The sequence below is a fragment of the Deinococcus ficus genome, from assembly GCF_003444775.1.
Taxonomy (GTDB): Bacteria; Deinococcota; Deinococci; order Deinococcales; family Deinococcaceae; genus Deinococcus; species Deinococcus ficus.
Map to the genome: position 1 here is coordinate 599,848 of NZ_CP021082.1, position 24,168 is coordinate 624,015.

Here is a 24,168-nt window from a genome sequence, read left to right on the forward strand (position 1 = left end):
CCCCACGGGCAAGGTGGGGCGGACCCGGCCGGCTTCACTCGGTCGGCCTGAATTGTGGGGTGCCTCCAGTCTGGACCCAGGGCAGGACAGAGCGCAGCCCCTGTCCAGCTGACCCGCGAGTCACCGCCTTCCGTGTGGAGCCCACGGGCCACCAGGTTCAGGTCGCACCTTCGCCGGCCCAGTCGGTGGCACCTTGCCCAGGCGTCCGGATCACCGCTCAAAGAAAGCGGGGGGCTCGACTCCCAGCAGGCGCAGGTAGATGAACCCCTGCGCCCGGTGGTGGATCTCGTTGTCCACCAGGTAGGGCACCGCCCGCAGATGGGGCAGAGGGGGCACCACGCCCCGCAGCGGCTCGCGGGTCAGGTGGGCCCAGCGCGCCTCGATGAACGCGTCCGCTTCATCCCAGGCCTGAAGCAGGGCCGCTTTGTCCTGAACGCCACTCATGTCGGCCAGTTGAAAGTTCCAGTCCCCGGTTTCGATGCCCTGCAGGCTGGGCGGGATCATGCGAATGACCTCCAGCATCATCTCCCCGAAGGGCCGCAGGGGCGGGGCAGGGGTGAACGAGAACAGATGCTCGTCCGGGAAGCGTTCGATGGTGCGGCGCGTCACCGCCCGGTGGCCCCGCCAGTGGTCGAGCGTTTCCTGCGCCGTAAAGATTCCCGCCCCCGCGTCCGCTTCTGTCATGTGGCTCTCCTTGAAGCCCAGGGTACCGGGGATTGCCGTCAGTTCCTGACGTCTTTCAAGGGTGGGCGCCAGCGGGGAGACGTTCTGGCTTCTGTGCGATCACCGGCCGAGCATCCGGTGGTCGACGACCCGGTAGCCGTGACGCTCGTAGAGCCTGACGGCCGCCGTGTTCTGCGCCGTGACGAACACCTCGCGCCCGCGCACGCCCTGGGCGGTCATCCAGTCGCCGGCTGCCGTCATCAGCGCCGTGGACACCCCCTGTCCCCGCGCGGTCTCGTCCACGTAGATCCAGGACAGGACGCCCACCTCGAAGCCCATGTAGCGGTCCCGGCGCTTCTCAGCAAACACGATGCCCTGAGCGCGGTGCTCGCCCGTCACCCGGACCCACTGCCGGTCCGGGTCGGCCCCGATCAGCTCCTGCCAGTCGCGGCCCACCAGCTCGGCCAGGTCCGACGCCGGAGGGGACCCGTACGCCGCCTGCCACCAGCTCAGATGCTCGGCCAGGTAGGTACGGAGCCATGCCTGCACGACCGGAGCGTCCGCTTCGCGCAGGCCGCGCACTGGCAACAGGGTCATGAACCCCACCATAGCCCGTTCTGAACCCACCGGGCTAGCTGATGCCCTCGGCGGCCTGACGCCGGCCCAGGAACTTCAGGTACTGCCCCGGAGCCATGTGGGCCAGCGCCCTGAATTCACGGTTCAGGTGTGCCTGGTCCGTGAAATTCAGGTCATGGGCCAGCGCCGTCAGGGTCCCCCCAGGCTGGCGTCCGAGCCGGTCCTGCACCGCCCCGAACCGGATGAGGCGGGCCAGGGTCTTCGGGGTGACGCCCACCTCACGCACGAATTCGCGCTCCAGCTGCCGGACGCTCACGTTCAGGGCCTGAGCCAGCCGGGTCACCTTCGCTTCCCCGGGCGTGGTGTACAGCACCCTCGCGGCCTGGACACCCCGCCCCGGTTCCTGGTCCGTGACTCGCAGCCGCCGCAGCAACCAGTCCTCAAGGACCTCCCGCGCCTCACCCACGTTCCCGGCCCGCAGCAGGGCCGTGATCGCCACGGCTTCCGGCCGGTCACTCAGGTCCAGGGGCGCGTCCGCCTGCCAGCCGAACAGCTGCTTCGCACCCCACGGAAACAGCTCCGCCCCCAGCACCCGGCCGGCTCCCATCACCAGGCCGTCCCGCGGGCGGACTGTCAGGCCCGCCGCTGCAGCCCCTGGTGGGGCGTCCAGACCTCCCGCCCATCCCGCTCCCAGTTGCGCGCCGAAGCGAACGTCAACCGCGCCAGGCGTTCCGGCAGCAGGCGGTGTTCGTGCGCCGTGCCGGGGGCGTCATGGTCCATCACCCACAGCCGCCCCACCAGGGGCTGCAGCGGCGGCGCGGGCGTGAACTCGCGGTAGGCCATGCGGTCAGGATAGGCCGGGACCTGGGGCCACCCGGGACGCTGCCGGAGTGGTCCGGCCGGCCAGGAGCATGAGCGCCAGCACGGCCAGGCCCGCCCCGGCGCTGAACGTTCCTGCGCCGCCGAACCGCGCGTACAGGCCTCCACCGGCCAGCGGGCCCACCACCTGCGTGAGTTCACCGAGGGCCTGCGCTCCGCCCTGCACGCGGCCCTGTTCCCCCGCGGGAATGGCCAGGGAGAGCAGCGTGTTGAAGGCTGCGGTGAACATCCCCTCGCCCAGGGAGAAGACCACGACCGCGCCGTACAGCAGCCCGGCGGACGGCCACGCGGACAGACCCGCGAGCAGCAGCAGGCCGGCCGCGCCCATCACCAGGCCGCTCAGCGCCACGCGGCGTTCCCCGAAGCGGGTCAGCAGGCGAGGGAGGACCAGGCCCTGGCCCACGATGTCGCAGGTGCCCGCCACCATGAACAGCGTGCCGACCTGCGCGACCGACCAGTGCAGCGACCCCTGCGCCAGGATCGGCAGCGCGATCTGCAGCAGGGGCAGGGGCAGGGTGAACAGCATGCTGACCGTCACCAGGCGGCGCACCGGGGGATGCGCGAGCGCCGCCCGCAGATGAGTGAAGGGATTGAGGTGCCCGGCGCTGAATTCCAGGTGCCGCTCCCGGGGAGGGAGACTCTCCGGCAGGGCGAACGCACCCCACAAGGCATTGAGCAGGGCAATGGCCGCCGCCGCAAACATGGGCACACCCAGCCCGAAATGGGCCAGGGCCCCGCCGATCGCAGGCCCGAGAATCATCCCGGCGCCGACCGTCGCGCCGATCCTCGCGAAGACCGCGCCGCGGTCCGCCTCGTCGGTGGTGTCGGCGACGTACGCCATCAGGGCGCCCATGCCGCCGGACATGACGCTCTCGAGAAAACGGCCGAGAAACAGCAGGCCGAGGCTGCCGCCGAGACCGAACAGCAGGTTGCCGGCGGCGGTTCCCACGAGGCTGAGCAGAAGCACCGGACGGCGGCCGTACGCGTCACTGACCGCCCCGAGGACCGGGCCGGAGAAGAAGGACAGGAAGGCATACAGGGCCGCGAGCAGGCCGACGACTGTGGCCTGCTCGCGGCCGGAGACGTACTGCCCGACGAGGGCCGGAAGCAGCGGGAACACGATCGACATGCCCACCGCGAACAGGAAGGCCGTGACCAGCAGAAAAGGAAGAGAAGCGCGGCTCATGCGTGCCAGGGTAGGAAGGGGGCTGCCGGAAGCACTTGTAAAAACGCGACGACTGGAGGGACCCGGCCTCAGGAGCGTCCTGCGCCGCTTGAGGGGCGGCCTGAGCGGGCCGCCCAGGTCGCCTGCACGCCCCCTGGACCCGTCGGACCCTGCTCCCGACAGGCGGCCCGCCCACCTTGAGGGGAAGCAGGGTCAGGCCACGTCCATCGCCGGTCCCGGGGGCTGGGTTGCCGAGAAAGAGGACGTCGCGCCGGTCAGACTGCTGCCGCTCATGCACCGGCAAGGACGGTGGGTTAGTCCACGATGAACAGCAGGGCTCCGCACGGCGTCGAGGACCGGTGCGCCTCGGCCTCGTCACCCACCTGGTAGCTCATCCCCGGCGTCAGGGTGAACACGCGCCCGTCCTCCAGTTCCGTGTCCAGCTGACCGCGCAGCACCAGCAGGATGTGGCCCTTCCGGCACCAGTGGTCCGCCAGGTACCCCGCGGTGTACTCCACCTGACGCACCCGGACCGCCCCGAAATGCCGGGTGCGCCAGCGCGCCACGCCGCGTTCACCGGCGTGAACCGTCTCCTCGACCAGGGACCAGTCGGTCGTGCCGAACGGGATGTCATGCATCTGCATCTCCTGAGCGTACCCCGGTGGTGCGTGTGGCGGGCGGACGCCCTGACCGGGGTACCGGGCCGTCAGGGTGCGTTCAGGACGCGGGCCCGGTAGGCCTGCGGGGTGATGCCTGTCACCGCCCGGAACTTCCGCGCGAAGGCGCTGTGATCGGTGTACCCGCACGAATGGGCAATGTCGGAGATGGACCGGCCGGGGTCCCGGAGGAGCGCCACGGCGGCGTCGAGCCGCACCTTGATCAGGAACTGCTGGGGGGTGACGTGGCAGACCCGCCTCATCAGCCGCTCGAAACCGTCCTGGGATAACCCGGCGCGGGCGGCGAGGGACGGGACGCGCAGGGGCTCCCCGTAGTGCGCGTGCATGTACGCGAGCGCTTCGGCCACCCGGGTGAACTCCTCGTGCCGTTCCACGGAGGCGGGCACGTCCCTGGAGACGCCCACGAGTCCCACCACGTCGTTCTCCGCGTTGCGCAGGGGAATCTTGTGGGTCAGGCACCAGATCGCCTCGCCCCGCGGGCCGAAGTACATCTCGAGCACGTCCCGCAGTTCCCGGCCTTCGCGCAGGGTGCGCACGTCCTGCTCGTTGGAGCGCACCCCCGGCTCGCCGGTGAAGACTTCCGCGGCGGTGCGGCCCAGCACGTCGCGCTTGTGCCGCGCCCCGCTGCGGCGCCGCACGGTGTCGTTCACGCTGACGTACCGGCCCCCGAGGTCCTTGACGTAGAACATCAGGTCGGGCGCCCCGTCGAGCAGGGTCTCCAGCGGCCAGCTGCCGTCCGGTGCGGGCCGCAGCCACTCCCTGAGGTCTTGCATGACCCACTCTGCCACACCTGCACTGGCCGCAGAGGTGTGCTGAATTCCGCAGAAGCCCAGGCCGTTCTGATCAAGACGCCCCGCCGGGCGCCGCCTACCATGACCCCATGTTGCGGGCCTCTTCCTTTCCTCCACCGGCGGCCGCTGACCGGGGCGGCATCGGTCTGGCGCTGCTGTCGGCGGCGGCGTCCGGAACGCTGGGCCTGTGGGGGAAGCTGGCCCTGACCCTTCAGCTGTCCACGCCGGCCCTGCTCAGCTGGCGGTTCGGCCTGACCTCGGTGCTGCTGTTCGCCCTGGGCTTCGGGCGCCTGTCCCTTCGGCTGCGCGCCGAACTGCTGGTCCTCAGCGCGCTGTACGCCGCGTCGACCGTGCTGTTCTTCCTGGCCCTGGCGCGCATCTCTGCCGGAACGGCCGCCCTGCTCGTGTACGTCGCGCCCGCCTTCGTGATTCTGTACGGCGCACTGGCCGGCGTTCGTCCGACCCGCGGGCAGGGCGGGGCGCTGCTGTGCACCCTGGCGGGGCTCGGGGTGGTCGTGGGGCTCCCCGGCGCCGGTGACGGGGACAGCGCCGGCCTGCTGCTGGGCGGAGCGAGCGGGGCCCTGTACGGCGGGTACCTGTACGCCAGTGGCCGCCTGGCCCGCACCGCCTCGCCCCTGACCGTGACGGCGCACGTCTCGCTGGTGTGTGCGGCCACCTTCGTGGTTCTGGGCGGCGTGACCGCCCAGCTGGCCGTCCCGCACCACCCCGCGCAGTGGGGGGTCATCCTGGCCATGCTGCTGATCCCGACCCTGGTCGCCCTGCCGGCCCTCTCGGAAGCGGTGCGGCGCATCGGTCCGGCTCGGGTCAGTCTGCTCACCACCACCGACCCCCTGTGGGCGGCGCTGTTCGCCCTGCTGTTTCTCGGGGAGGACGTGCACCTCACCCAGGTGGTGGGCGGCGCCCTCATTCTCGCGGGGGCCGCGTTCGCCCAGCGGTCCCCGGCCACCACTGCGCCTGAGTCTTCAGGCCAGCCTTGAGCATCAAGCTTTCTCTTCGGGTGCGGGCCGACCCGCTGCCCAGCACCCGGGAGTGCGGCGGCTTCCCCAAGCCCGCCCTTCATCGCATGGAGGACCCCCTGCCCGTCACAATCGACCTGTGACCGGCCTGCCTGACCGCGGAAGGGACCGCGGGGTCAGGCCCGCATGAGACCCAAGGAGACTTTATGACGAACAGTGCATCCCGCCGCTTCGAAGGCCGCGTCGTTCTCGTGACCGGTGCCGGGGGCGGCATCGGAAGGGCCGTGGCGGAACGCTTCGCCCTTGAAGGGGCCCAGGTGGCCGTCAACGACGTGAAGGAAGACGCGGTGCAGGTGGTGGTGGACGGCATCACCGCGGCGGGCGGCCGGGCCCTGGCGGTGCCGGCGGACGTCTCGGACGCCGCGCAGGTGAACGCCATGTTCGAGCAGGTCGAGGCGACCTTCGGGTACGTGGACGTGCTGTACAACAACGCCGGACTGATCGACACCGCCCGGCACTTCCTGGAGGCGGACGAGGCGTGGTGGGACCGGATCATCCAGGTGAACCTGAAAAGCGTGTTCCTGTGCTCCCACCGCGCGGCGCGGGTGATGGCGCGGCGGCGCCGGGGCGTCATCATCAGCACGTCGTCCGGCGGCGCCACCCGCGCTCACCGGGGCAACGTCGCGTACGACGCGACCAAGGGCGGGATTGAGGCCATGACCCGCGCCATGGCGCTGGACCTCGCCCCCTACGGCATTCGCGTGAACGGTGTGGTGCCGGGCTTCATCAACACGTACGGCCTGACGGACGACGAGCTGCGCGTGCGCGAGCGCACCGTCCCCCTGGGCCGGTACGGCGTGGCCGAGGACATGACCGGGGCGGCACTTTACCTGGCGTCGGACGACGCGGCGTACGTCACCGGGCAGTTCATCTCGGTGGACGGGGGCGTGCTGGTGCAGCAGCGCTCGGCGAACGTGGACACCTTCCCCGTCGAGGGGTTCCCTGCCGTGGACGCGGACCTCGAATGACCGCCCCGGCAGCCGCGGACGTGGCCGTCATCGGGGCCGGCGTCATCGGCGCCGCCTGCGCGTGGCGCCTCGCCGAACGGGGCCTGAAGGTGCTGGTGGTCGAGCAGGGCCGGCCGGCCGGCGGGTCCACCGGCAAAAGCGCCGCCGGCGTGCGGGCACAGTTCACCACCCCGACCAACATCCTGCTGTCCAGGCACAGCATCGAGGAGTACGCCAGCATGCCCGAGTCGGGCTACCACCCGGGCGGGTACCTGCTGCTGGTCCCGGACACCCAGTGGACCGCCCACCAGGAGGCCGTGAGGCTGCAGCGCCAGCTGGGCGTGCCCACGGAGCAGCTCACACCCGCACAGGCCCAGGCTCACGTGACTTTCGACCCGGGCGGTGTGGGCGGCTGCACGTACTGCGGGACCGACGGGTACGTGGACGCCCACGGACTGACGATGGCGTACGTCGCCCGGGCCAGGCAGGCCGGCGCGCGCTTTCAGCTGGACACCGCGGTGACCGGCCTCCGGCGCGCTGCGGGCGTCTGGCAGCTCCGCACCACGGCGGGGGCGGTGGAGGCGCCGCTGCTCGTCAATGCGGGGGGCGCCTGGGCCGGCGAAGTGGGCGCGCTGGCCGGCCTGACCATTCCCGTCCGGCCGGCGCGGCGGATGGTGTTCACGACCGGGCCCCTCCCACTTCCCCGCCCCCTGCCGATGATCTTCGACCTGGGCAGCGGCGTGTGGCTGCGCTCCGAGGGCGAGCGCCTCATCCTGGGCCGCGCCGACCCGGCCGACGTGGGGTGGAGGGATGGCATGGACTGGACGTGGCTGGAACCGACCCTTGAAGCCGCCATGGCGCGCTTTCCGTGGCTGGCCGAGGCCACCCTGGACCGCCGGGCCAGCTGGTGGGGGTACTACGAGGTGACCCCGGACCATCAGGCCATCGTGGGCCGCCTCCCGGGAGCCGACGGGTGGCTGAACGCCTGCGGGTTCTCCGGACATGGCGTGATGCAGGCCGCCGCGGTCGCCCGCGTGATCGCACAGGAGGTGATGGGCGAACCCCCGTTCATCGACGTGACCCCGTTGAACTACGACCGCTTTGCCCGTGTGCCCGCGGCCACCGCCGACATTCAGGTGTGAGCTGCCTCTGGGAGCATTCCAGCCCGAACGTGGTGCTGGGCCGCGTCCCGCTGAACGGCAGGAGGACTCCCTGAGGGGAGGTGGGCCCCGGCGTCCAGACCTGTGACCGCGCCGCCGCGTTACCATGGGGGCTTGATGTCCGACCGCCCACCGTGCTGCCTGCCGCCAGCTGAGCACATCCGTCAATTGCAGCACGTCTACGGCGACCTCAGCCCAGCCTTTGTCGCCGAGGAACTGCTATGCACCCTGGACGTGGCCGCGGAGCACCTGTACGGTGGCCGCGCCGCGCAGCACAGCTGGGTCCGCCTTACCGACCTGGCCAGCGTGGCCGAAGTGCCTCTCGCCAGCCTGAAACGCTGGATGCGCCGTCATCACGTCCCCTTGATTCAGAACGGGCGCCGGGGCCGGACCACGCCCCTGCTCGTCCACCTCGACGATGCCCGCCGGTACCTTGCCCTGCACCGGCCTCGGTCGCCCTGGCGAGACTTTCCCAACGTCGATTACCTCCCCCGGACCGCCCTGGACGACCTGCCCGCCATACAGGAGGGGCTGACCTCCCGCGCGCCGGCCGTGGACGTGGACTGGCACCTGGCCCGGCGCGCGGCCTGGCCCATGACCGCGGAGCGCCTGGCCGACGCGGTCTTCGGCAGCCGTTCCGCGGACGCCCAGCGGCAGGCACGGAAGATGCTGCGGGTGTGGGAGCGGCAGGGGCGGGTCGTGTGTTACGCCCGCGGGCTGTACGACCTGATCCGTCCGGCGCTCGTCCTGGATCCGGCCGCGTACCACGGCCGGCCGTTGCGGCTGGCCGAAACGCGGCTGCTCCGCACGAACCATCCCGAACTCGCCCACTGGTCCTCGGCCGCATTGGGCGCAGCGTGGCGCGCCTACAGCACCCTCTACGGTGGGCAGCTCCTTCCCGTCCTGGACCGGGCAGAGCCGACCCTGCTGGAGTACCTGGTGGTCCGACAGGTGCGCCCGGACCGCGCGGACCTTCGCCTGGACGGTCAGTACGAGGAGTTGTGCCGGGAAGCGGCGCTGTATCGTCTGAGCCCGGCGCCTGCGGCTCAGGGAGACCAGGCGCCCGCCACGGCCGCGAACATCGACGCTGACCTGACCGACGAGGCGCCTGTCGTGCGGCCCCGCCGGACGGCGCCGGGCACCCCGAACGGCCGCGGCTCGCCAGCCTGACCGGCCGGAACAGGGCGCCCCTCAGCTCTGACGCGGAAGACCGGGTCAGGCCTGTCCGCCCGAGGTCCCTGACGCATTCACGTGCAGGAGGCATTCCGAACCCATGGCCCGGATGCCTCCTGCGCCGCGCGTCAGGAGCGCCCGGGCGTCAGCTGCACGGCTTCAGATTGGCCGGCTGAGAGAAGCAGCCAACTCAAGGGGACACGGGTGGCGTCCCCTTGAGTTGGCGTTCTGGTCCGCGGGCTTACATTCCTGCCGCTGTGTGCGGACCTCCCGTTCTGCTTCCTTACTGGATGGTGGTGCGGAAGACGACCGAGCCCGTGGCGCCAGGAGCCACCGATCCGACGTTCAGCTGAAGGCGGGTGGGGCTCAGGGTGCCCGCGTCGTCTCCCGCGGCGGAGGTCAGCAGTGTGGAGGTACTGCCGACCGTCCAGCTCAGACCGCGGCCACTGGCGAAGCCACTCTGGAGGGCCGTGCTGTTGGCCGGGACGTTGTCGATGATCACCAGGTCGGTGGCGGTGTCGACGCCCACGTTCACGTAGTCGATCTTGTATTCCAGGACGTCGCCCGGCTTCCCGACCACATTCACGCCGTACGTGCCGGTACAGGCCGCGCCCGGCGCGATGGGACCACAATTGCGCACCGATTTGGTCAGGTTGACGAGCGGCGTCCCGGTGACGGTCGTGATCAGACTGAACTCACTGGTGGAGCCTGTGGGCGCGGCGGTGCAGGTGGCGCTGCTCAGGCACGTGGCGGTGGCCGTGAGTTTCGTGCCGAGCTGGACGCCCGCCAGGCTGGTCAGCGGCACGACGAAGGTGAAGCGGTTGGTGGTGTCGGTTCCGGCATTGACGTCCGTGTACGTGCCGGTACCGGCGTTGGTGTCGCTGAACGTGCCGCTGGCCCCTTCGGTCAGGCTGACCAGGTAGGTTTTGCCCTCGCCGAAGTTGCTGGGATCGGGCGCCGCCACGAACAGTTCGATAAGGACGCCGGGGCGCGCAAAGCCGCTCAGGGTCAGGTTCTTGCCGGCAGCGTCGATCACGGCGCCACTGAAGACCGGGAAGTTCAGCAGGGCGTTCCCGCCGGTGTCCACGTCCCCGGCGTCGTTGCGGGTCACGAAGGGACTGGTGCCCACCGCCTGACTGTCGGCGGCGCTGGCCAGGTCGATGCCGATGCCGCTGTTGTCGAAGATGCTGTTCTGCGTGAGGGTGTTGCCGGTGGCGTCGGGCAGCGTTCCGTTCGACGCGGTGACCAGTACGCCGGCCCCCCGGTTGGCGGTGATGATGTTCCGCCGGATCGTGTTGCCCGTGCCGAAGAGGCGGATGCCGGGGTTTTCCAGGTTGGCGCCGGTGCCCAGGCCGTTGCTGAGGACCGTGTTGTTCTCGATGGTGTTGCTGCCCTGACCTCCGTAGCTGTCGATGCCCACCCCTTCGTTGTTCACGATGAGGTTGCCGCGGACGGTGTGGCTGCCGGATCCTGCGCCTTCGAGGTCCACGCCATCGAGGTTGCTGTTGCCGATCCCGTTGCCGCGGATCTCGTTGCGGACCACCAGCCAGCCGGTCGAGCCCGCTTCCAGGCCGATGCCCTTGCCGGCGGAGCAGCCCATCAGGTTGTCCTGCACGGTGCCGTTGTCGCCCCCGATGGCACGGATGTTGTCCCCCAGGCCGGTGGCCGCGGTGGTGCCGGTCCGGCAGTCGAAGGTGGGGCGGGTCGCGGCGATGCCCAGGAAGTTCCGCTCGATCAGCGTGTTCTGTGCGGAAGCGCCGATGCGGATGTTGGCGCTGGTGTTGGTGTTGGCGGCTGTGCCGAAGCCGGTGATGCTCAGGCCCCGCACGGTGGTGTTGCTGGCCTGCAGGTCCAGGCCGGTGGCGAAGGCCGCGGTTGTTCCGGCGCCGGTGAGCTGCACGTCGGGACGGTTCTGGACCGGCAGGGCCAGGGCGTCGACACCGACCGTGCCGCCGGTGCCCAGGGTGCCGGGGTTGCTGTCGCCGACGTTGGCGGTCTGGGTGAGGCCGCTGATGACGGTGTAGCTGTCGGTGACGGCGGGCAGCAGGCTGGCGGGCGTGATGACGGCCACCCCGGCGGTGAGCTGACTGGGCAGGCCGCTGCGCAGGCCGGGCCGGGCCACGCCGTCGGAGATCATGAAGATGGACGTTTCCGTACCGGCCGTCTGGCCGACCTGGGCCAGCCCCGTGTTGGTCAGGGCGTTGCTGTTCAGGATGAACTGCCGCAGGCTGCCCTGTCCGGCGTCGCGGGTGCTGACCACCGTATCGAAGTTGAACCCGAAGTCCAGGGTGGTGACGGCCGCCGTGTTCACGGCCGTGACCGCGCCCACCGACTGCGCCGCCGTGGTGGAGGTGTTCAGGGTGTTCAGGGCCGCGCTGCTGGTGTTCGCCGCGGCGTCCACCAGTTGGGGGTTTTCGCCGCCGACCCGGTTGACGTCGTCGGCGCCGCCGCTGGTGCGGAAGGTCTGCACGGCCAGGGGTGTGGTGGCGCCCGCGTTCAGGGCGCGGGATGACGTCACGGTGCTGTTCACGACCCGCACGACGTAGCTGCCGGCAGCCGTCTGGAACGTGTACGCTCCGTTCGCATCGGTGGTGGTGGCCGCCACGAAGGCGCCGGCGGCCGTGTAGAGCTCGACCCGGACCCCGGGCCGGGCCACCCCGGCGGCGCCCGCGCGGCTGCGGCCCGCGCCGCCGCCGTAGTTGACGTCTTCGAAGACCACGCCGCCGATGCCGGGCGCGCCGACGGTGGTGACGCTGGTTGCCAGCACGTCGGTGGTCATCGTCTGGGCGACGCTGCCGCTCAGGTTCGTGGTGAAGGCTGTCCAACCGGTGGTCGTGCCCACGGACGGCGGGTAGGTGGCACTGGCGTCCACGTTGTCGGTGCTGATCGTGCCGGAGACCGCCTGGTTGGTGAAGGTCCCGGCGACTGTCCGGACTACCGTCGTGGGAATGCTGATCACCACCGTGCCGCCCGCCGGCAGCGTCACCCCGCTGGCCAGCAGGCCGGTCTGGGTCGTGCCGTTGTAGGTGGTGTTGGCGGCACTGGCGGTGACCGTGCCGTTGACGGTCACTGTGAGCGGCCCTTTGAAGGTGACGTCCGCCGGCAGGGCGTCGGTGACCTGGAAGTTGGTGGCGGGGGCGTTGCCGGTGTTGGCGTAGGTGACGGTGTACGTCACGGTGTCGTCCGTGCCGACCCGGCCGTCATTGTTGACGTCGGTCGTCAGCCGGGCCGCCTTGTAGCCGTTCAGGACGCTGGTGGTGACCACACTGGGGCTGATCTGGAATGAAAAGGCGTTCAGGCGGGCGCAGGCGACGCCGCTGCAGACCTGGGCGCCGGCGGTGGAGCCGGTGATCAGCGTGAAGGTGCCCGGGTTGGTGTAGACCGCCGAGGCCTTGTTGGTGTCTGCCGTACTGATGCCGGCCAGCGCGGCTGAGGTCCTGGACCGGTACCGGGCGTTGGCCGCCCCGGCATTGATGGGGGTGATGGGGTCGAGGTTGGTGGTCGCGGCCAGGCCCGTGCGGGCGGCCCCGTCGAATTCGTTGAATTCGCGCAGGCCGTTGGTGGCCCCGTCACCGTCCACGTCGAAGGCGGTGATAAAGACCGTGCCGTCGGCCGCCTGGACGGTCGACGTCCCCGGGGTGACGAACTGGAAACTGAACGAGGCGTAGCCGTCCGTATTGACGGGCGTGGAGGTCACGTCCGTGGTGGGCGCGAAGAACGACGCACCGATATTGGTGCCGCTGTCGTCGTCGAGCGCGCCGGAGAGTCGGGCGTTGCCGCTCAGCGCGGTCACGGTGACCAGCACGTCACGTTGCAGCGGATTGCTCGAGGCGAGCGGCGCATTGGCGCTGTCCACCACCACGTTGCGGAACCGGCACACACTGCCGACCGTTGTGGCGCAGGCGCCGCCCGCGCTGCTGACGCCGTTTTGAAACACCAGGTTCAGGGTCGCGGCATGGGACACGCCGCTGACGCTGAGCAGGGCCAGGAGCATGCCGATCAGCGGGACCTTCCCCAGACGCAGCCGCCGCAGCAGGGCCGGCATCACAGTCGGGGCCTTTCCGGGGAAGGTGCCAGGGGACGTCCGGAGGCCGCCTTGACGCGGCCTCCGCGCGGGTTGAGCAGAGCAGGGGTCCAGAACATGATCAGCGGGCTCCTGTGGTTTCGTCGAAGATGAAATCGAGGCGGACGTAGAAGCCGGGGCGGGTGTAGACCGTGCCCAGGCCGTCGAAGCCGCTCAGGTTATAGCCGAGGGTGGTCCAGATGCCAGGGAGGGTGCGGAGGCTGGCCTCGATCCCGAAGCCGTACTGGGCAGTCTGGGTGGCCGGCTGGATCAGCGCGCGCGCGCCGGCCCCCAGGCCCAGCCAGTCGGTGACGTACGCCATGCCGGCGACGCTGGGCTGCCAGGTGAAGCTGTCTGGGTCGTTCAGCAGCGTTCGCGCCGCCACGCCGCCCCGCAGCGCCCAGGTTCCGCGGTGGTATTCCAGCTGCCCTTCGCCGGTCAGTTCCGGGCGGCCGGCCGCCAGGCTGCCACTCTGGTAGCGCAGGTACGCCAGGCCGTTCCAGTCGCCGCTGCGGTAGGCGCTGCCGAAGGCGACCCGGGCGCCTGGGGTCGCGCCAAATTCTGCCGTTCCGTCGGCCGTCACCGTCAGCCGGTCGTTGACACTCGTGGTGATGCCCCCGCGCAGCACGGTTTTCAGGACGCCTGCACGCACCGAGAAATCGGCGCCCAGCGTGGCACTCGTCTGGCCGTTCTGGTAACGAAGGGTGGGGCTGAAGCTGACCTCGCTCTCCTGGTCTTCCAGGTCGTACAGGTAAGCCGCGGCAAGTCCCAGACTGTACTGCCGGTTCAGTGGCAGCGTGGTGTCCACACCGAAGCGGGCGCGGTTGCCGTCACCGCTGGCCGTGGGCAGCTCGTACTGCACGCTGAGGTTGGTGCTGCCGAACCGGCCGCTCAGGCCGAGGTGGCCCCGGCTGTCTTCCCCCCAGCGCACCTCCTCCCGGGCGGTGAGGCTCACGTTGGGGCTCAGGGCGTAACTGGCGCTGAAGGTGGTGGTCGAGCCGGTGCCCGTCAGGGCCTGGTAGTGCGTCAGGTCCACATTCAGCGGCTCGCCGCGGTACCCGAGTTCACCGAGGAGACCGAAGCCTGCCTTGTCGCCGCTGCCGGCCCGGACGCCTCCTCCGATCGAGAAGGGGCCCTGGGTGGTCCTGGCCACGGCGCTGACGGTGCTGCTGTGCTCCTCTGGCGCGCTGACGTAGGTGCCTTCCAGCACGCCGGTCCAGCGGTCGTTCAGTTTGGCCTGAACGCTTCCCTGGGCACGCAGGCCCTCATCGAAGGCGCCCAGGCCCGCGTAGCCGGCCTGCTGGTAGCGCACGCTCGCGCTGGCCACCCCGAACGTCAGTTTGCTCTGAACGTCCGCACTGACCTGCCACGCGCCGCTGTACGCCACCAGGGCACTGGCGCGGGTGTTGGCGGTGGTGTAGCGGGCCCGCGCGCCGCTGGAAAGCGTGCCGTCAAGCTGCACGGCCGCGGCCGCCACACTCCAGGGACCGGCGTCGCGCTGCACCTGGGCCCCCCACGACAGCCCACGGTTGCTCAGCGGCTGGGCGGTCCGGTAGCGGACTTCCAGGGTCACGTCGCGGAACGCCTCGTCCACGCGGGTGAGCGGGCGGCTCAGCGTCAGCACGCCCGTGATGGGATCCAGCGTGTAGTCCACCATCCGGCGCAGCTCGGTGCGGCCCAGTTCCTTGCCGCTTCCGGGCTCACGGGTGACCAGCTCGATGCTTTCCGAGTCGGGCGCCACGGGCGACACCCGCAGACGGTACAGGCGCGTCCCGTCCGGCGTCAGGATTTCATCGACCTGTTCCCGCGGAACCAGGGCCGCGTACCCCGAGATCCGGGTGTCGCCGCGGGTGCTGAAGGCCAGCGCCGTGAGGCTCCCCACCGGGAAGACATCGACCGGCACGGTGGCCTGGCGGTAGTGCGCCCAGTAATCCGGGTGCTCATAGCGGAACGCCACTGGATCCGCCCCGGACAGGGGCACAGTCTGCGTGGACGCGTCGCCGTACAGCGGGAAGCGCTGCGTGGGGTTTTCCTGTGTTGGCAGGCCCTCACTGTTGACGGCGGCGTACAGCTTGCCTGCCCCCAGCATCGTCTCCAGGTACGCCGCGCCGCGCGCGTCCGCGAAGTGAAGTGGCGTGAGGCCCAGGGTGACGCTGACGTGCCCCAGGGCCACCCGCGCCGGGTCCGGGGTCACCGCCAGCACCTGGCGCTGCACCAGGGTGTCGACCCCGAACTCCAGCGTGAGGGTGGCCGGCACCGTCTGGGGGCGCAGCTCGAGCACGCCCTCCCCGTCCGTCAGGCGCACCTGATAGCCGGCTTCCTGGGGGTTGGCGTCGGGGCTCAGCGGTTCCAGGCTGCTGCGCACCGTCACAAACGGCACGGCGGTGCCCAGGCCGTTGGCGTCCAGTGCCCGGACCCGCACGCGCACGGGGGTGCTGCCGTCGGCCTGCAACTGCACGCCTTCCGCCACGACCCGCTCGGTGCGTCCGGCCAGGTACACGCGGACCTGATCGCCGCCGGCACTCAACACGTTCTCCCCGACCTGCAGGGGCACCGCGAGGTAGTCGCGGGTCTCGGTGCCCTGCGACTCATCGGTCACGCGGCGGCCCAGAAGCGCGGCGGGCACCGGCTGGCCGTTGACCGTCAGGGTCAGGTCACGGTCCAGCGGACCCTGCACGGTCACGCTGACCTGGTTACGGTCCCGGTAGACCGTGCCTGCCAGGGGCGTCTTGACCGCGCCAGGGTTCTCACTCGCGCCGGCCCGGGGCGTGCTGGCCGCCGCGTAGTCACGCAGGTCCAGGCTGCCCGCCAGCACCTCGCGCCGGTCCCGCGGGTACACGGCCAGCAGGGCCGGTGCCGGGAGGATCAGGTCGGCCTGGCCGCCGATGATCTGGTACTGCAGCACCCCCTGGGTCCGGGCGGGCAGTTCGAAGTACAGCCGCCCGCTGGGACCCACCCGGGGATCCGGCACCGAGACGCCGTCCAGGGTGACGCTGCCGGCCACGAAGCGCACGCCCTGAGGAAGGTCATGGGCCAGCACAAGCCGCTCGGCCTGGGCGGGTGCCGAGAAGGGCAGGGTCACGGTCTGGGTGACCTCGGCCGGGACCGCTTCTGAGCCGGCCGGCGCCGGGACAGCCGGGGGGACGGTCTGCGCGAGTGCGCCGGATGACAGGGCGAGCGTCAGGGCCAGCGCGGCACGGGCCAGCGGGGCACGCATCCGGGAGTGAATCATGGAAGCCTCCAGCGCAGGGTGGGGGGGGTCAGGGCGCCGCTCGTGGAAGCCGGCATGGTGTAGCGGTAGGTGAGGATGTGCTCGCCGGCGGGCAGGGCGGCCACCGTCAGGCCGGGAGTTCCGCTCAGCAGCCGGGCACCGGCGGGCAGGGCATCGGTGAGGTTCAGGTCGGCCAGGGCGCGGGGCGCACGCAGGCTCAGGGTGACGGTAAAGCCGTCCTGGTCGCGGGTCACGGTCTTGGTCAGGGTGAGGTCACCATAGCGGAACTCCGCGCAGTTGCACGTGAGGGCGCTCACACCGCCCGCGAGCGGGATCAGGGGAAAGTCCACGCTGGTCAGGCCGCTCACGAGCACGCCCCGCGTGCCGCGAAGTCCGCCGTCCTGCGGCATGGGCCGCGCCGGGTAGGGCACCGAGTTGGGATCGAGGCGCAGGGCGACGGTGCCGCCCGTCACGTCGGCGAAGTGATAGCGGCCGTCCGCATCGGTCAGGGCGGCGCGTCCGTCGGCCAGCAGCACCCGGGCGCGGCCCACTGGGGAATCGGTGCTGTCGTAGACGCCGTTGTCGTTCCGGTCCACGAACACCCGGCCGATCAGGACGTGCTGCGCGCTACCCAGCAGGCCGCGGGTCAGGTGGGTGACCGCGCTCGCCGTGTTCGAGGCCACGGCGGCCACCGCTTCACCCGCCACCCCGAAGGCGCGGGCCACGGCGGTGTTGAGCAACTCCGCGCCGGCGTCCGGCGTCACGCGGACGTCGAAGTTGATGGTTGCGCTCGCCTGCGCCGCCAGGGCCGGCACCGTCCAGGTCAGGCGGCCCTGCTCGCCCACCGGGTCGGCCACCGCCGTCCCGTCCAGGCGGCTGCTGCCGGGCAGGTACACCAGGCCGCGGGGCAGCACGTCCGTGATCGTCAGGTCACGCAGGGCCGCGGTGGGGGAGGTGTTCACCGCCCGCAGGGTGTAGGTCAGCCGGTCCCCGGTGGTGGCCTGCGCCGCCGACACCGACTTCTGCAGCGTCAGGGCGGCCGACCACACGGGCGTGAGCACGCGGTTGGACGTCACCGCGTTGGGCGTCTGGGCACTCGTGAGCTGAAACTCGTTAGTGATGACGGTGCCGTCCTTGACGCCGTTCAGCACCCGGACCGCCAGGGTCAGGCGGACTTCCTGGCCTGCGGCCAGCCGGTCGAGACTCCAGGTCACGGTGCGGCCATCGGCCCGGCCACCCAGGTCCGCGCTCACGAACGTCACGTCGGAGGACAGCACGTCCGTTACCGTGACCCCGGTCAGGTCAAAGGCGTAGTTGTTGCGGGCCGTCAGCGTGTAGGTCAGGGCAGCGCCGGCCTGCACCGCGCCTTCCGGCGTCACGCGCTTGGTCAGGGGCAAAGCCACATTGGCCGGCCGGGCGTCGATGCCGCGCAGGTGATCCACGGTGCTGTTGTCCGCCGCACCTGCCGAGGAGGAGGCGCTGAGCATCAGGCGGACGTCCTCGCCGCTGCGGGGGGTCAGGCAGACCCGGAAGCTCAGGCGCTCACCCGGGGCCAGCGCCAGGGGCTGCCGGAGCGGTGCGCCGCTCAGGTCCAGCAGGGTCACGTCGGCCTGGCCGGCCGTCACGGCGGCGCGGACGCTCACCTGGTCAGGGACGTTGCCGGTGTTCTGGAGGGTCTGCTCGAAGCACGTGGGCTGGTTGAGGACGGCGCCGGTGCGCGTCTGCTGGTCGTCCTCGCCGAGTTCGGTCACGTCCGGCGCGTTGACCGGGCCCAGCGCGATCCGGGGGCCGGCACCGATGGTGACGGTGGCCGACGCCTCGGCCAGGATGCCGGAGGCGTCACTCAGCCGGGCAGTGTTGACCCGCTGTCCGAGGGCCGCCTGGGCGTCCACGCGCATCTTGAAGCGCAGTTCGCCCACGCCGCCTTCTTTCAGCTGCGCCAGATTCCACCGCACGCCCGCCACCGGGGCGGTCTCGGCCGGGCCCCAGGTGCTTCCGTCGCGGGTGTACTCCAGTGTCCCGGTCGCCACGCTGGCGCTGCCGGGGACGTACTGCAGGCCGGCGAGCTCCGGCGTGTTCAGCAGGTCGGTCACGCTGAGCGCGGAGGCGTCGGCATTGCCGCTGTTCTCCGCGCGTACGCTGACGTCCACCACGTCGCCGGGCTTGGGCTGCGCCGGCACCATGGTCTTGCTCAGACCCACGGCGGCCAGGCCCCGCACGTTGAGGACCGAGGTGTTGTTCTCGTCCTGCACGCCGCCGTTCGCGGCGGTGCAGGCGCCCACCAGCGTCAGCGCGGCCGTCCCGCGGGCCAGGCGGGACGTGCGCGCCTCGATGATGACGGCGGCGGCCTCGTCGGCCCGCAGGGTCACGGCGGACACCTCAGGTTCACCGGCGTCCAGCAGGCCGTTGGCGTTGGTGTCCCGGAACACCCGGACGTCACCCTCACCCAGCGTGAGGGTGGAGCCGGGCTCCTGGCGGGCTGTGAGGTTCAGGGTGAAGCCGGCGTTGCCGGTGTTGACGACCGTGTACGGAAACAGGGCGCGCTCGCCGCTGAACACCGTGAGCGTCCGCGCCGGCTGCGCGGCGGTCCCGTCCGGGGTCACGTTCACCGCGCACACCGCCCTGACCTCGGTGGAGATCAGGTTGCTGGCCACGCGGAAGAGCTGCCCGTCCTCGGCGCCCCGCGCTTCCGCGCTCGCCACGTTGGTGATCTGGGTGCCCGCCGGGGTGCCCAGGGCAGCCGCGGCGCCCGTCAGCGTCAGGAGCGCCGCCATCAGCGAGTTCAGCAGGGGGGGGATTCGCACAGGGGCCTCCAGGAAAGTCAGGAAAAGGACGTGCCGTGTCAAAAAGGACATTCTCGTGTTGGTGGGCGCCCGGCCCGGAAATGGGGGACCGGGCGCCCGGGGAGAGCGGAAATCAGTTGATCTTGACGCGGAAGTCCATCTTGAGTTCGCTGCCGACGCCGATGGTGTCGCTGAGGTTGATGGAGCCGTCGCTGTTCGTGTCCACGGCGATCTCCACGATCTGGCCGGCGGTCAGGGCGGTGGGGGCCGTGGTGCTCCAGGCGCCGCCGTCGACGCGGTAGTTGATGGTGCCGGTGCCGGAGTACGCGCCACTGATGCTGACGAAGGTGGTGTTCTCGGGGAGGAAGTCCTTGAGGTACAGGAAGGTGACGACGTTGTTGGTGTTGTTCTTGGCAATCACCGTGTAGCGCAGCACGTCCTGGGGCTCGGCCGGGATGTTGGTGGGCGTCGAGCCGAAGAGCGGCGCGGCCGGGCAGACGTTGGTCTTGCCGCAGGCGTCCACGAACTTCTTGATGTCCAGCGCGCCGGTGCTGGTGACGCGCAGCGTGTCGTTGTTGTCGGCGGCCACCGCGCCCGTGCTTCCAGAGGTCACCGTGTTGGTGATGGGCAGGGTGGTGTTCGGCGTGGAGGCGGCGCCGGCCGGGATGTTGATCACGGCGATCAGCTTGGCTTCGGCGCCGGGGGCGAGGGCCCCGGTGCTCGTCACGGGGCCGGCGGCCAATTCCGCGGGATCCAGCACGCCGTCGTTGTCGGCGTCGACGTAGTACTGCACGGGCACCAGCTGCGTGCCGCCGGCGGCGAGGGGCACGGTCACGCTGCCGCTCAGGGTGAAGGTGTCACTGGTGTTGCCGGCGTTGTACACGTCCAGCGGGTAGGTGACGGTGCTTCCCGGGGCCCCGACCAGCTGGGTGACGGGGTTGGGGGAGGTGCCGGGCTGCGTGGTGCGCTCACCGAACTGAACGCCGGACAGCAGGACGTTGTCACTGGTGGTGTTCACGAAGCTCGGGTCGTTGCTGGAGCGGGCCGTGATCAGCACTGAGGGAATGGTGGTCGGGGCGTCGGGCATGGCGCCGGCGGGCACGGTCACCTTCACCTGGAAGGTCTTGAACGCGGCCAGGCCGTTCGGGGCCAGCACGCCGGTGTCGAGCACACCGTCACTGTCGCTGTCGGTTAGGCCAACCAGTTCGACGGTGGTACCAAGCGGGAAGCCGGCAGCGTCCAATTGGGCCGGGGTGGGCAGGGTGATGTCGAAGACGTCGTCGCGGTTGCCGGTGTTCTTCACCGTCTGGGTGAAAGTGATGACCTGGGCAGCGGCGCTGTAGGGCAGGGTGGCACTCTGGCTGTCGCCGCTGTAGGTGATGGTGCGGCCTTCGGGGCTCTGGTAGGGCGTGACGGCCGTGGTGGTGTTGTCGACGGTCCCGTCGGCGTTGCTGTCGTCACGCGGGCCGATCAGGCCGGAGTCGTTGCGGCTCACGGTGGTCTGGTTGTAGTTGTTGTCGTCGGCGGTGGTGGCCTTGGCGCCGGCCACGATGGGGTTGGTGCCCAGGGTCTGGCCGTCGGTGGCGGCTGTGGGCACGGTGTACGTGGCGAAGAAGAACACCGTGGAGCCGTCGTTGCCGGTGGTGTTGGGATCGTCGGCGGCCACGGACGCGATCGAGGTGATGGGCGCAGAAGCGCTCATTTCGGCGGGGGTCAGGACGCCGTCGCTGTTCGTGTCGGCACTGGCCGGGTAGTACGCCACGTTCGTGGGCGCCGAGGTACCGAAGACCGTCTGGGGCTGCAGGGTGTAGGTGTCGGCGACGTTGCCGGTGTTGGTCAGGGTGTAGCGGAACGACACGACGTCGCCGGGGCGGGCGCTGATGGTACCGGCGGGCGTGAAGGTGGTGCCGCCGGGGGTGCCGCTGGAGTTCTGGCCGTTGAGCAGGACGGAGAAGCTGGGCACTTCCTGCACCGTGGTGATGACCGTGTTGGACTTCGCTTCGGGCTGGGCGGCGCCGGTCGCGTCGCCGTAGGTGGCCGTCGCGGTGTTGGTGATCTGGGTGCCTGCGAGCGTACCGGCGCCGAGGGCGTTGGCGGACAGGAGAGCGACGGTCAGGGCCGCCAGGGACAGGGTGTTCTTCACAAATTCCTCCGTTATTTGACCGTGACGCGGAAGCTGAGCTTCAGCGATTCGTCTGGTTTGATGGCGCCCACGACCCAGCGGACGCCGGTGTACTCGTTGGGCTGGACGGTGACTTCCTTCTGAACGGACTTGCCGTTCTCCGTCACCGTGACCTTGCGTTTCAGGGGTGCCTCGGCGAAGGTCTTGCCGTCGACCGTGAAGAGCGTCGTGACCGCAGCGTTGCGGGTGGCGTCCCCGGCGTAGGTGGTGCCGCGCGGCACCGGAAGGTTGATGGCGGCGCCGCGCAGGACGCCCCGGGTGGTGTTGCGGGCCGTGACCTCTTCCAGCAGCAGGTCGCCGGGTTTGATGCTCTTGGGCATGTCCAGGCGCTGCTCGGTGACCTTGCCGTCTTTCTGTACGCGGACGATCAGGTCCTGAACGAGGGTCAGGGAAAGGGGAGCCTGGGTGGCCGCGTAAGCGGTCCCGAGCAGGGTGGTCAGCAGAAGCACGGTGCGGTTCACAGTGGGCCTCCTTGGACAGGCAGACAACGACAGTGCACTGAGACAGTCAGCAGTGCAGCCGGGAGTGGTGAGCGTTGGGCAGGGGGGCGATCTCTGAGCCCGTTCAGGTTAGGAAATGGGCCTTTACGCCGCTCTTACCTGTGTGGGTGGTGGTTTTCCGCGTGAATGTCCCCACCTTCATCTACATGAAGGTGGGCGCTCCGGACCGTTCTCCGGGCCCGACTCCTGCTGTTGCGACTCGCGAAAAGGCCGACCTGGCCGATGTTTTATCGATTTCCCGATCTGGCCTGTAATGGCATGACTCTGCCCCGTCTCCTGACTTTGGTCAGGACCACTGTTCAGGAGCCAGCTGCACAGGTTCACACAGGGCAGTGCCGCTATTCAGGTAGATGAAGGTCCGACTCTTCAGGTAGATGAAGGATCGACGTGCAGGGTGTATCCCGCCCCACGGACCGACCGGACTTCCACCGCGCTGGTCACCCGGGCCAGTTTGCGGCGGAGGTTGCCCACATGCACGTCGAGGGCGTTGCTGGCACCCGCTGAGCCTTGCCGGGTGGCCTGCGCCAGAACGTCTCGCGACACCACCTGGCCGGGCGCCGAGGCGAGCTCGGTGAGGACGGCCAGTTCCGTGGGACTGAGCGGGAGCGTGTGCGGGCCAACCATGGCGCGCTGCGCCTCGCGCTCGATCCTCAGAAGGCCGCGGTGCACGGTGTCGCCCGCCTGGACATCGCCCTTCGGCTGCGGCTTCTTGCCAGCCGCGGCGTCGAGCATCCCGACCATCTGCCTGCGGCAGTGGGCGCGGGCCAGTCGCCAGGCATCCTCGGCACTGACCACCTCAGGCGACGTGCACGCGGAGCCACAGGCGAGATCCACTGCCGGAAACCCGGCAGAGCGCGCCGCGTCCCTCGCGTGCCCCATTCCCGCCTGAACGGACGCCGTCCAGTCGGGCAGCTGCTCAGGAGCCGTGTTCAGGGCCGCGAAGACCCCGCCGCCCAGCCGGAACAGCCGGGTCTGGGGGGGCAGGGCACGTTCCAGGGCGGCGGCCAGCTCCCTGAGCAGCTGGTCACCCTGCTCCGCGCCCTGCCTCAGGTCCGTTTCCTGAAGACCGCGCACCATCACGCAGCACACCCCGGCCTGCTGCCCGGACGCCTGCGTCAGCCCCGCAAAGAAGGCCCCATCGGTGGGGAGTCCGGTCACCCGGTCGACCCCCGCTGTTCCCTGCCCCCGCTCGATGGCCTCCGCGGTGTACAGGGCGTGCCTCACGACGCCGGACGCCGACTCCAGCAGGTCACGGTCCGCCGCCCGCCAAGGCTCGGCGCTCCGGACGCGCCCGAAGATCATCACGAATTCCCGCTCCTGGTACGACCCCAGCGGCACCATCGCGACGCCCTGGAGTCCGGCCGAGATCAGGGTGGGGGCCGCGTCCGGATGCTCGCGGTACCGTTCCACGTACACGGCCCTGGGGGACGACACCGCGGCCCAGATCAGGCCCGTCGGCCGGACCAGCCGGCCGGGTACGGCAGCGCCGAAGGTTTCCCCCACGCCCGGCCGGGCCCAGGCCGCCAGATGACAGGCCTCGTCCCCCTGGACGGCGACCAGGGCCGCCCAGTCGGTATCGGTGGTGTGCGCGACCAGGGCCATGGCCTGCGCCGCGACGTCCTCCACCGGCAGGTCCACCAGCTGCAACAGGGCGTTGACGCCCAGGAGGGTGTCGCTGTACGTCTGGGTGTCCCGCAGCGCTCGGACCAGTGAGGCATTGGCGCTGGCTTCCCGCTCCAGTTCCATGGTGCGGAAACGCAGCTCCAGTTCGTCCACCACCAGGGCCGCGAGGTCCTCCAGGGTCTGACGTTCGATCGGGGTCAGGCCCAGTCGCGGCCGACTGTCGATCACGCAGAGGGTTCCCAGGATGTGGCCGTCCGGGGTGATCAGGGGCGCCCCGGCGTAGAAACGGATGTGGGGGCTGTGGGTGACCAGGGGATTGTGCGCAAAGCGTTCGTCCTGGGTCGCGTCGGGAATCACCAGCACTTCCGGGCTGTGAAGGGCGTAGGCGCAGAACGACACGGAACGGTCATCCTGCCGCTTGTTCTGACCCACGCAGGCCTTGTAGAACTGCCGCGTCTCGTCCACCAGCGAAATCATGGAGATCGGCACGTCAAACAGCCGGGCTGCCAGGTTGACCAGCCGGTCGAAGGCGGCCTCCGGCAGCGTGTCGAGGATCTGGTAACGCGCCAGGGCCTCCAGGCGGGCGTATTCGGCATCGACGTGCGCGGACATCACCGCACACTGTAGGGGCTGGCTGTGGCTGCGCCCATGTAAAACACAACGCGTCAGCGAAAAAGTCGCCGGCTGAGCGTCCCTGCCCGCCGGACGCCAGCGCGCAGGTCACTGCGGGCACCACGG

General features: G+C 70.4%; 17 protein-coding genes. 4 read left to right on the forward strand and 13 right to left on the reverse strand.

The window, feature by feature from the left end; genetic code table 11:
* Window positions 1-210: 210 nt before the first annotated feature.
* From DFI_RS16370 to DFI_RS16400, 7 genes are all read right to left on the reverse strand, one after another.
* A complete protein-coding gene (locus DFI_RS16370; RefSeq protein ID WP_027464132.1) occupies window positions 211-684 on the reverse strand; it encodes a DinB family protein in 474 nt (157 codons plus the stop codon).
* Between the two features lie 99 nt (window positions 685-783).
* Window positions 784-1,260 carry a GNAT family N-acetyltransferase gene (locus DFI_RS16375; RefSeq protein WP_051308265.1) on the reverse strand — a complete coding sequence of 159 codons (477 nt, stop codon included), beginning with the start codon at window positions 1,258-1,260 and terminating at the stop codon, window positions 784-786.
* 34 nt (window positions 1,261-1,294) lie between these two features.
* Window positions 1,295-1,846 carry a helix-turn-helix domain-containing protein gene (locus DFI_RS16380; protein WP_043779522.1) on the reverse strand — a complete coding sequence of 184 codons (552 nt, stop codon included), beginning with the start codon at window positions 1,844-1,846 and terminating at the stop codon, window positions 1,295-1,297.
* Between the two features lie 26 nt (window positions 1,847-1,872).
* Window positions 1,873-2,082, reverse strand: coding sequence for a hypothetical protein (locus DFI_RS16385; protein WP_043779524.1), 210 nt, complete (start codon window positions 2,080-2,082; stop codon window positions 1,873-1,875).
* A 4-nt stretch (window positions 2,083-2,086) separates the two neighbouring features.
* The gene (locus DFI_RS16390; RefSeq protein ID WP_043779526.1) at window positions 2,087-3,304 is read right to left on the reverse strand and encodes a tetracycline resistance MFS efflux pump; all 1,218 of its coding nucleotides are present in this window, start codon (window positions 3,302-3,304) and stop codon (window positions 2,087-2,089) included.
* A 293-nt stretch (window positions 3,305-3,597) separates the two neighbouring features.
* Window positions 3,598-3,927: a DHCW motif cupin fold protein gene (locus DFI_RS16395; RefSeq protein WP_027464134.1), complete on the reverse strand. Its 330-nt coding sequence runs from the start codon at window positions 3,925-3,927 to the stop codon at window positions 3,598-3,600.
* A 62-nt stretch (window positions 3,928-3,989) separates the two neighbouring features.
* A complete protein-coding gene (locus DFI_RS16400) occupies window positions 3,990-4,733 on the reverse strand; it encodes an AraC family transcriptional regulator (RefSeq protein WP_043779529.1) in 744 nt (247 codons plus the stop codon).
* Between the two features lie 107 nt (window positions 4,734-4,840).
* On the opposite strand from DFI_RS16400, the gene DFI_RS16405 reads away from it, so the two are divergent.
* The 4 genes from DFI_RS16405 (at window position 4,841) to DFI_RS16420 (ending at window position 9,065) form a co-directional block, all read left to right on the forward strand.
* Window positions 4,841-5,749 carry an EamA family transporter gene (locus DFI_RS16405; protein ID WP_027464136.1) on the forward strand — a complete coding sequence of 303 codons (909 nt, stop codon included), beginning with the start codon at window positions 4,841-4,843 and terminating at the stop codon, window positions 5,747-5,749.
* A gap of 185 nt (window positions 5,750-5,934) precedes the next feature.
* Window positions 5,935-6,756, forward strand: a complete 822-nt coding sequence (locus tag DFI_RS16410) for an SDR family NAD(P)-dependent oxidoreductase (RefSeq protein ID WP_027464137.1) — start codon at window positions 5,935-5,937, stop codon at window positions 6,754-6,756.
* Window positions 6,753-7,877: an NAD(P)/FAD-dependent oxidoreductase gene (locus DFI_RS16415; RefSeq protein ID WP_027464138.1), complete on the forward strand. Its 1,125-nt coding sequence runs from the start codon at window positions 6,753-6,755 to the stop codon at window positions 7,875-7,877. Before DFI_RS16410 ends, DFI_RS16415 begins: the two co-directional genes overlap by 4 nt.
* A gap of 135 nt (window positions 7,878-8,012) precedes the next feature.
* Window positions 8,013-9,065 (forward strand): hypothetical protein, encoded by a 1,053-nt coding sequence (locus DFI_RS16420; protein ID WP_155864604.1) that lies wholly within the window; start codon window positions 8,013-8,015, stop codon window positions 9,063-9,065.
* A 286-nt stretch (window positions 9,066-9,351) separates the two neighbouring features.
* Here the strand turns inward: DFI_RS16420 and DFI_RS20990 are convergent, their stop codons facing one another.
* The 6 genes from DFI_RS20990 to DFI_RS16450 form a co-directional block, all read right to left on the reverse strand.
* Window positions 9,352-13,113: a beta strand repeat-containing protein gene (locus DFI_RS20990; protein WP_027464140.1), complete on the reverse strand. Its 3,762-nt coding sequence runs from the start codon at window positions 13,111-13,113 to the stop codon at window positions 9,352-9,354.
* A gap of 100 nt (window positions 13,114-13,213) precedes the next feature.
* Complete coding sequence (locus DFI_RS16430; protein WP_043779530.1) at window positions 13,214-16,363, reverse strand: hypothetical protein; 3,150 nt, start codon at window positions 16,361-16,363, stop codon at window positions 13,214-13,216.
* A complete protein-coding gene (locus DFI_RS16435; protein WP_027464142.1) occupies window positions 16,360-19,146 on the reverse strand; it encodes a DUF11 domain-containing protein in 2,787 nt (928 codons plus the stop codon). Before DFI_RS16435 ends, DFI_RS16430 begins: the two co-directional genes overlap by 4 nt.
* A 112-nt stretch (window positions 19,147-19,258) precedes the next feature.
* Window positions 19,259-21,268, reverse strand: a complete 2,010-nt coding sequence (locus DFI_RS16440) for a DUF11 domain-containing protein (RefSeq protein ID WP_027464143.1) — start codon at window positions 21,266-21,268, stop codon at window positions 19,259-19,261.
* Window positions 21,269-21,279: 11 nt separating this feature from the next.
* Window positions 21,280-21,768 (reverse strand): hypothetical protein, encoded by a 489-nt coding sequence (locus DFI_RS16445; RefSeq protein ID WP_027464144.1) that lies wholly within the window; start codon window positions 21,766-21,768, stop codon window positions 21,280-21,282.
* 405 nt (window positions 21,769-22,173) lie between these two features.
* Window positions 22,174-24,042, reverse strand: a complete 1,869-nt coding sequence (locus DFI_RS16450; RefSeq protein WP_051308269.1) for a GAF domain-containing protein — start codon at window positions 24,040-24,042, stop codon at window positions 22,174-22,176.
* Window positions 24,043-24,168: the final 126 nt, after the last annotated feature.

What these genes read in the sequence shown, in the direction of transcription:
- DFI_RS16380 (WP_043779522.1), bottom strand. Translation starts at nt 1,846, where the DNA reads ATGGGAGCCGGCCGGGTGCTGGGGGCGGAGCTGTTTCCGTGGGGTGCG.
- DFI_RS16415 (WP_027464138.1), top strand. Translation starts at nt 6,753, where the DNA reads ATGACCGCCCCGGCAGCCGCGGACGTGGCCGTCATCGGGGCCGGCGTC.
- DFI_RS16385 (WP_043779524.1), bottom strand. Translation starts at nt 2,082, where the DNA reads ATGGCCTACCGCGAGTTCACGCCCGCGCCGCCGCTGCAGCCCCTGGTG.
- DFI_RS16370 (WP_027464132.1), bottom strand. Translation starts at nt 684, where the DNA reads ATGACAGAAGCGGACGCGGGGGCGGGAATCTTTACGGCGCAGGAAACG.
- DFI_RS16450 (WP_051308269.1), bottom strand. Translation starts at nt 24,042, where the DNA reads ATGTCCGCGCACGTCGATGCCGAATACGCCCGCCTGGAGGCCCTGGCG.
- DFI_RS16430 (WP_043779530.1), bottom strand. Translation starts at nt 16,363, where the DNA reads ATGATTCACTCCCGGATGCGTGCCCCGCTGGCCCGTGCCGCGCTGGCC.
- DFI_RS16400 (WP_043779529.1), bottom strand. Translation starts at nt 4,733, where the DNA reads ATGCAAGACCTCAGGGAGTGGCTGCGGCCCGCACCGGACGGCAGCTGG.
- DFI_RS16410 (WP_027464137.1), top strand. Translation starts at nt 5,935, where the DNA reads ATGACGAACAGTGCATCCCGCCGCTTCGAAGGCCGCGTCGTTCTCGTG.
- DFI_RS16420 (WP_155864604.1), top strand. Translation starts at nt 8,013, where the DNA reads ATGTCCGACCGCCCACCGTGCTGCCTGCCGCCAGCTGAGCACATCCGT.
- DFI_RS16375 (WP_051308265.1), bottom strand. Translation starts at nt 1,260, where the DNA reads ATGACCCTGTTGCCAGTGCGCGGCCTGCGCGAAGCGGACGCTCCGGTC.
- DFI_RS16405 (WP_027464136.1), top strand. Translation starts at nt 4,841, where the DNA reads ATGTTGCGGGCCTCTTCCTTTCCTCCACCGGCGGCCGCTGACCGGGGC.
- DFI_RS20990 (WP_027464140.1), bottom strand. Translation starts at nt 13,113, where the DNA reads ATGCCGGCCCTGCTGCGGCGGCTGCGTCTGGGGAAGGTCCCGCTGATC.
- DFI_RS16390 (WP_043779526.1), bottom strand. Translation starts at nt 3,304, where the DNA reads ATGAGCCGCGCTTCTCTTCCTTTTCTGCTGGTCACGGCCTTCCTGTTC.
- DFI_RS16395 (WP_027464134.1), bottom strand. Translation starts at nt 3,927, where the DNA reads ATGCAGATGCATGACATCCCGTTCGGCACGACCGACTGGTCCCTGGTC.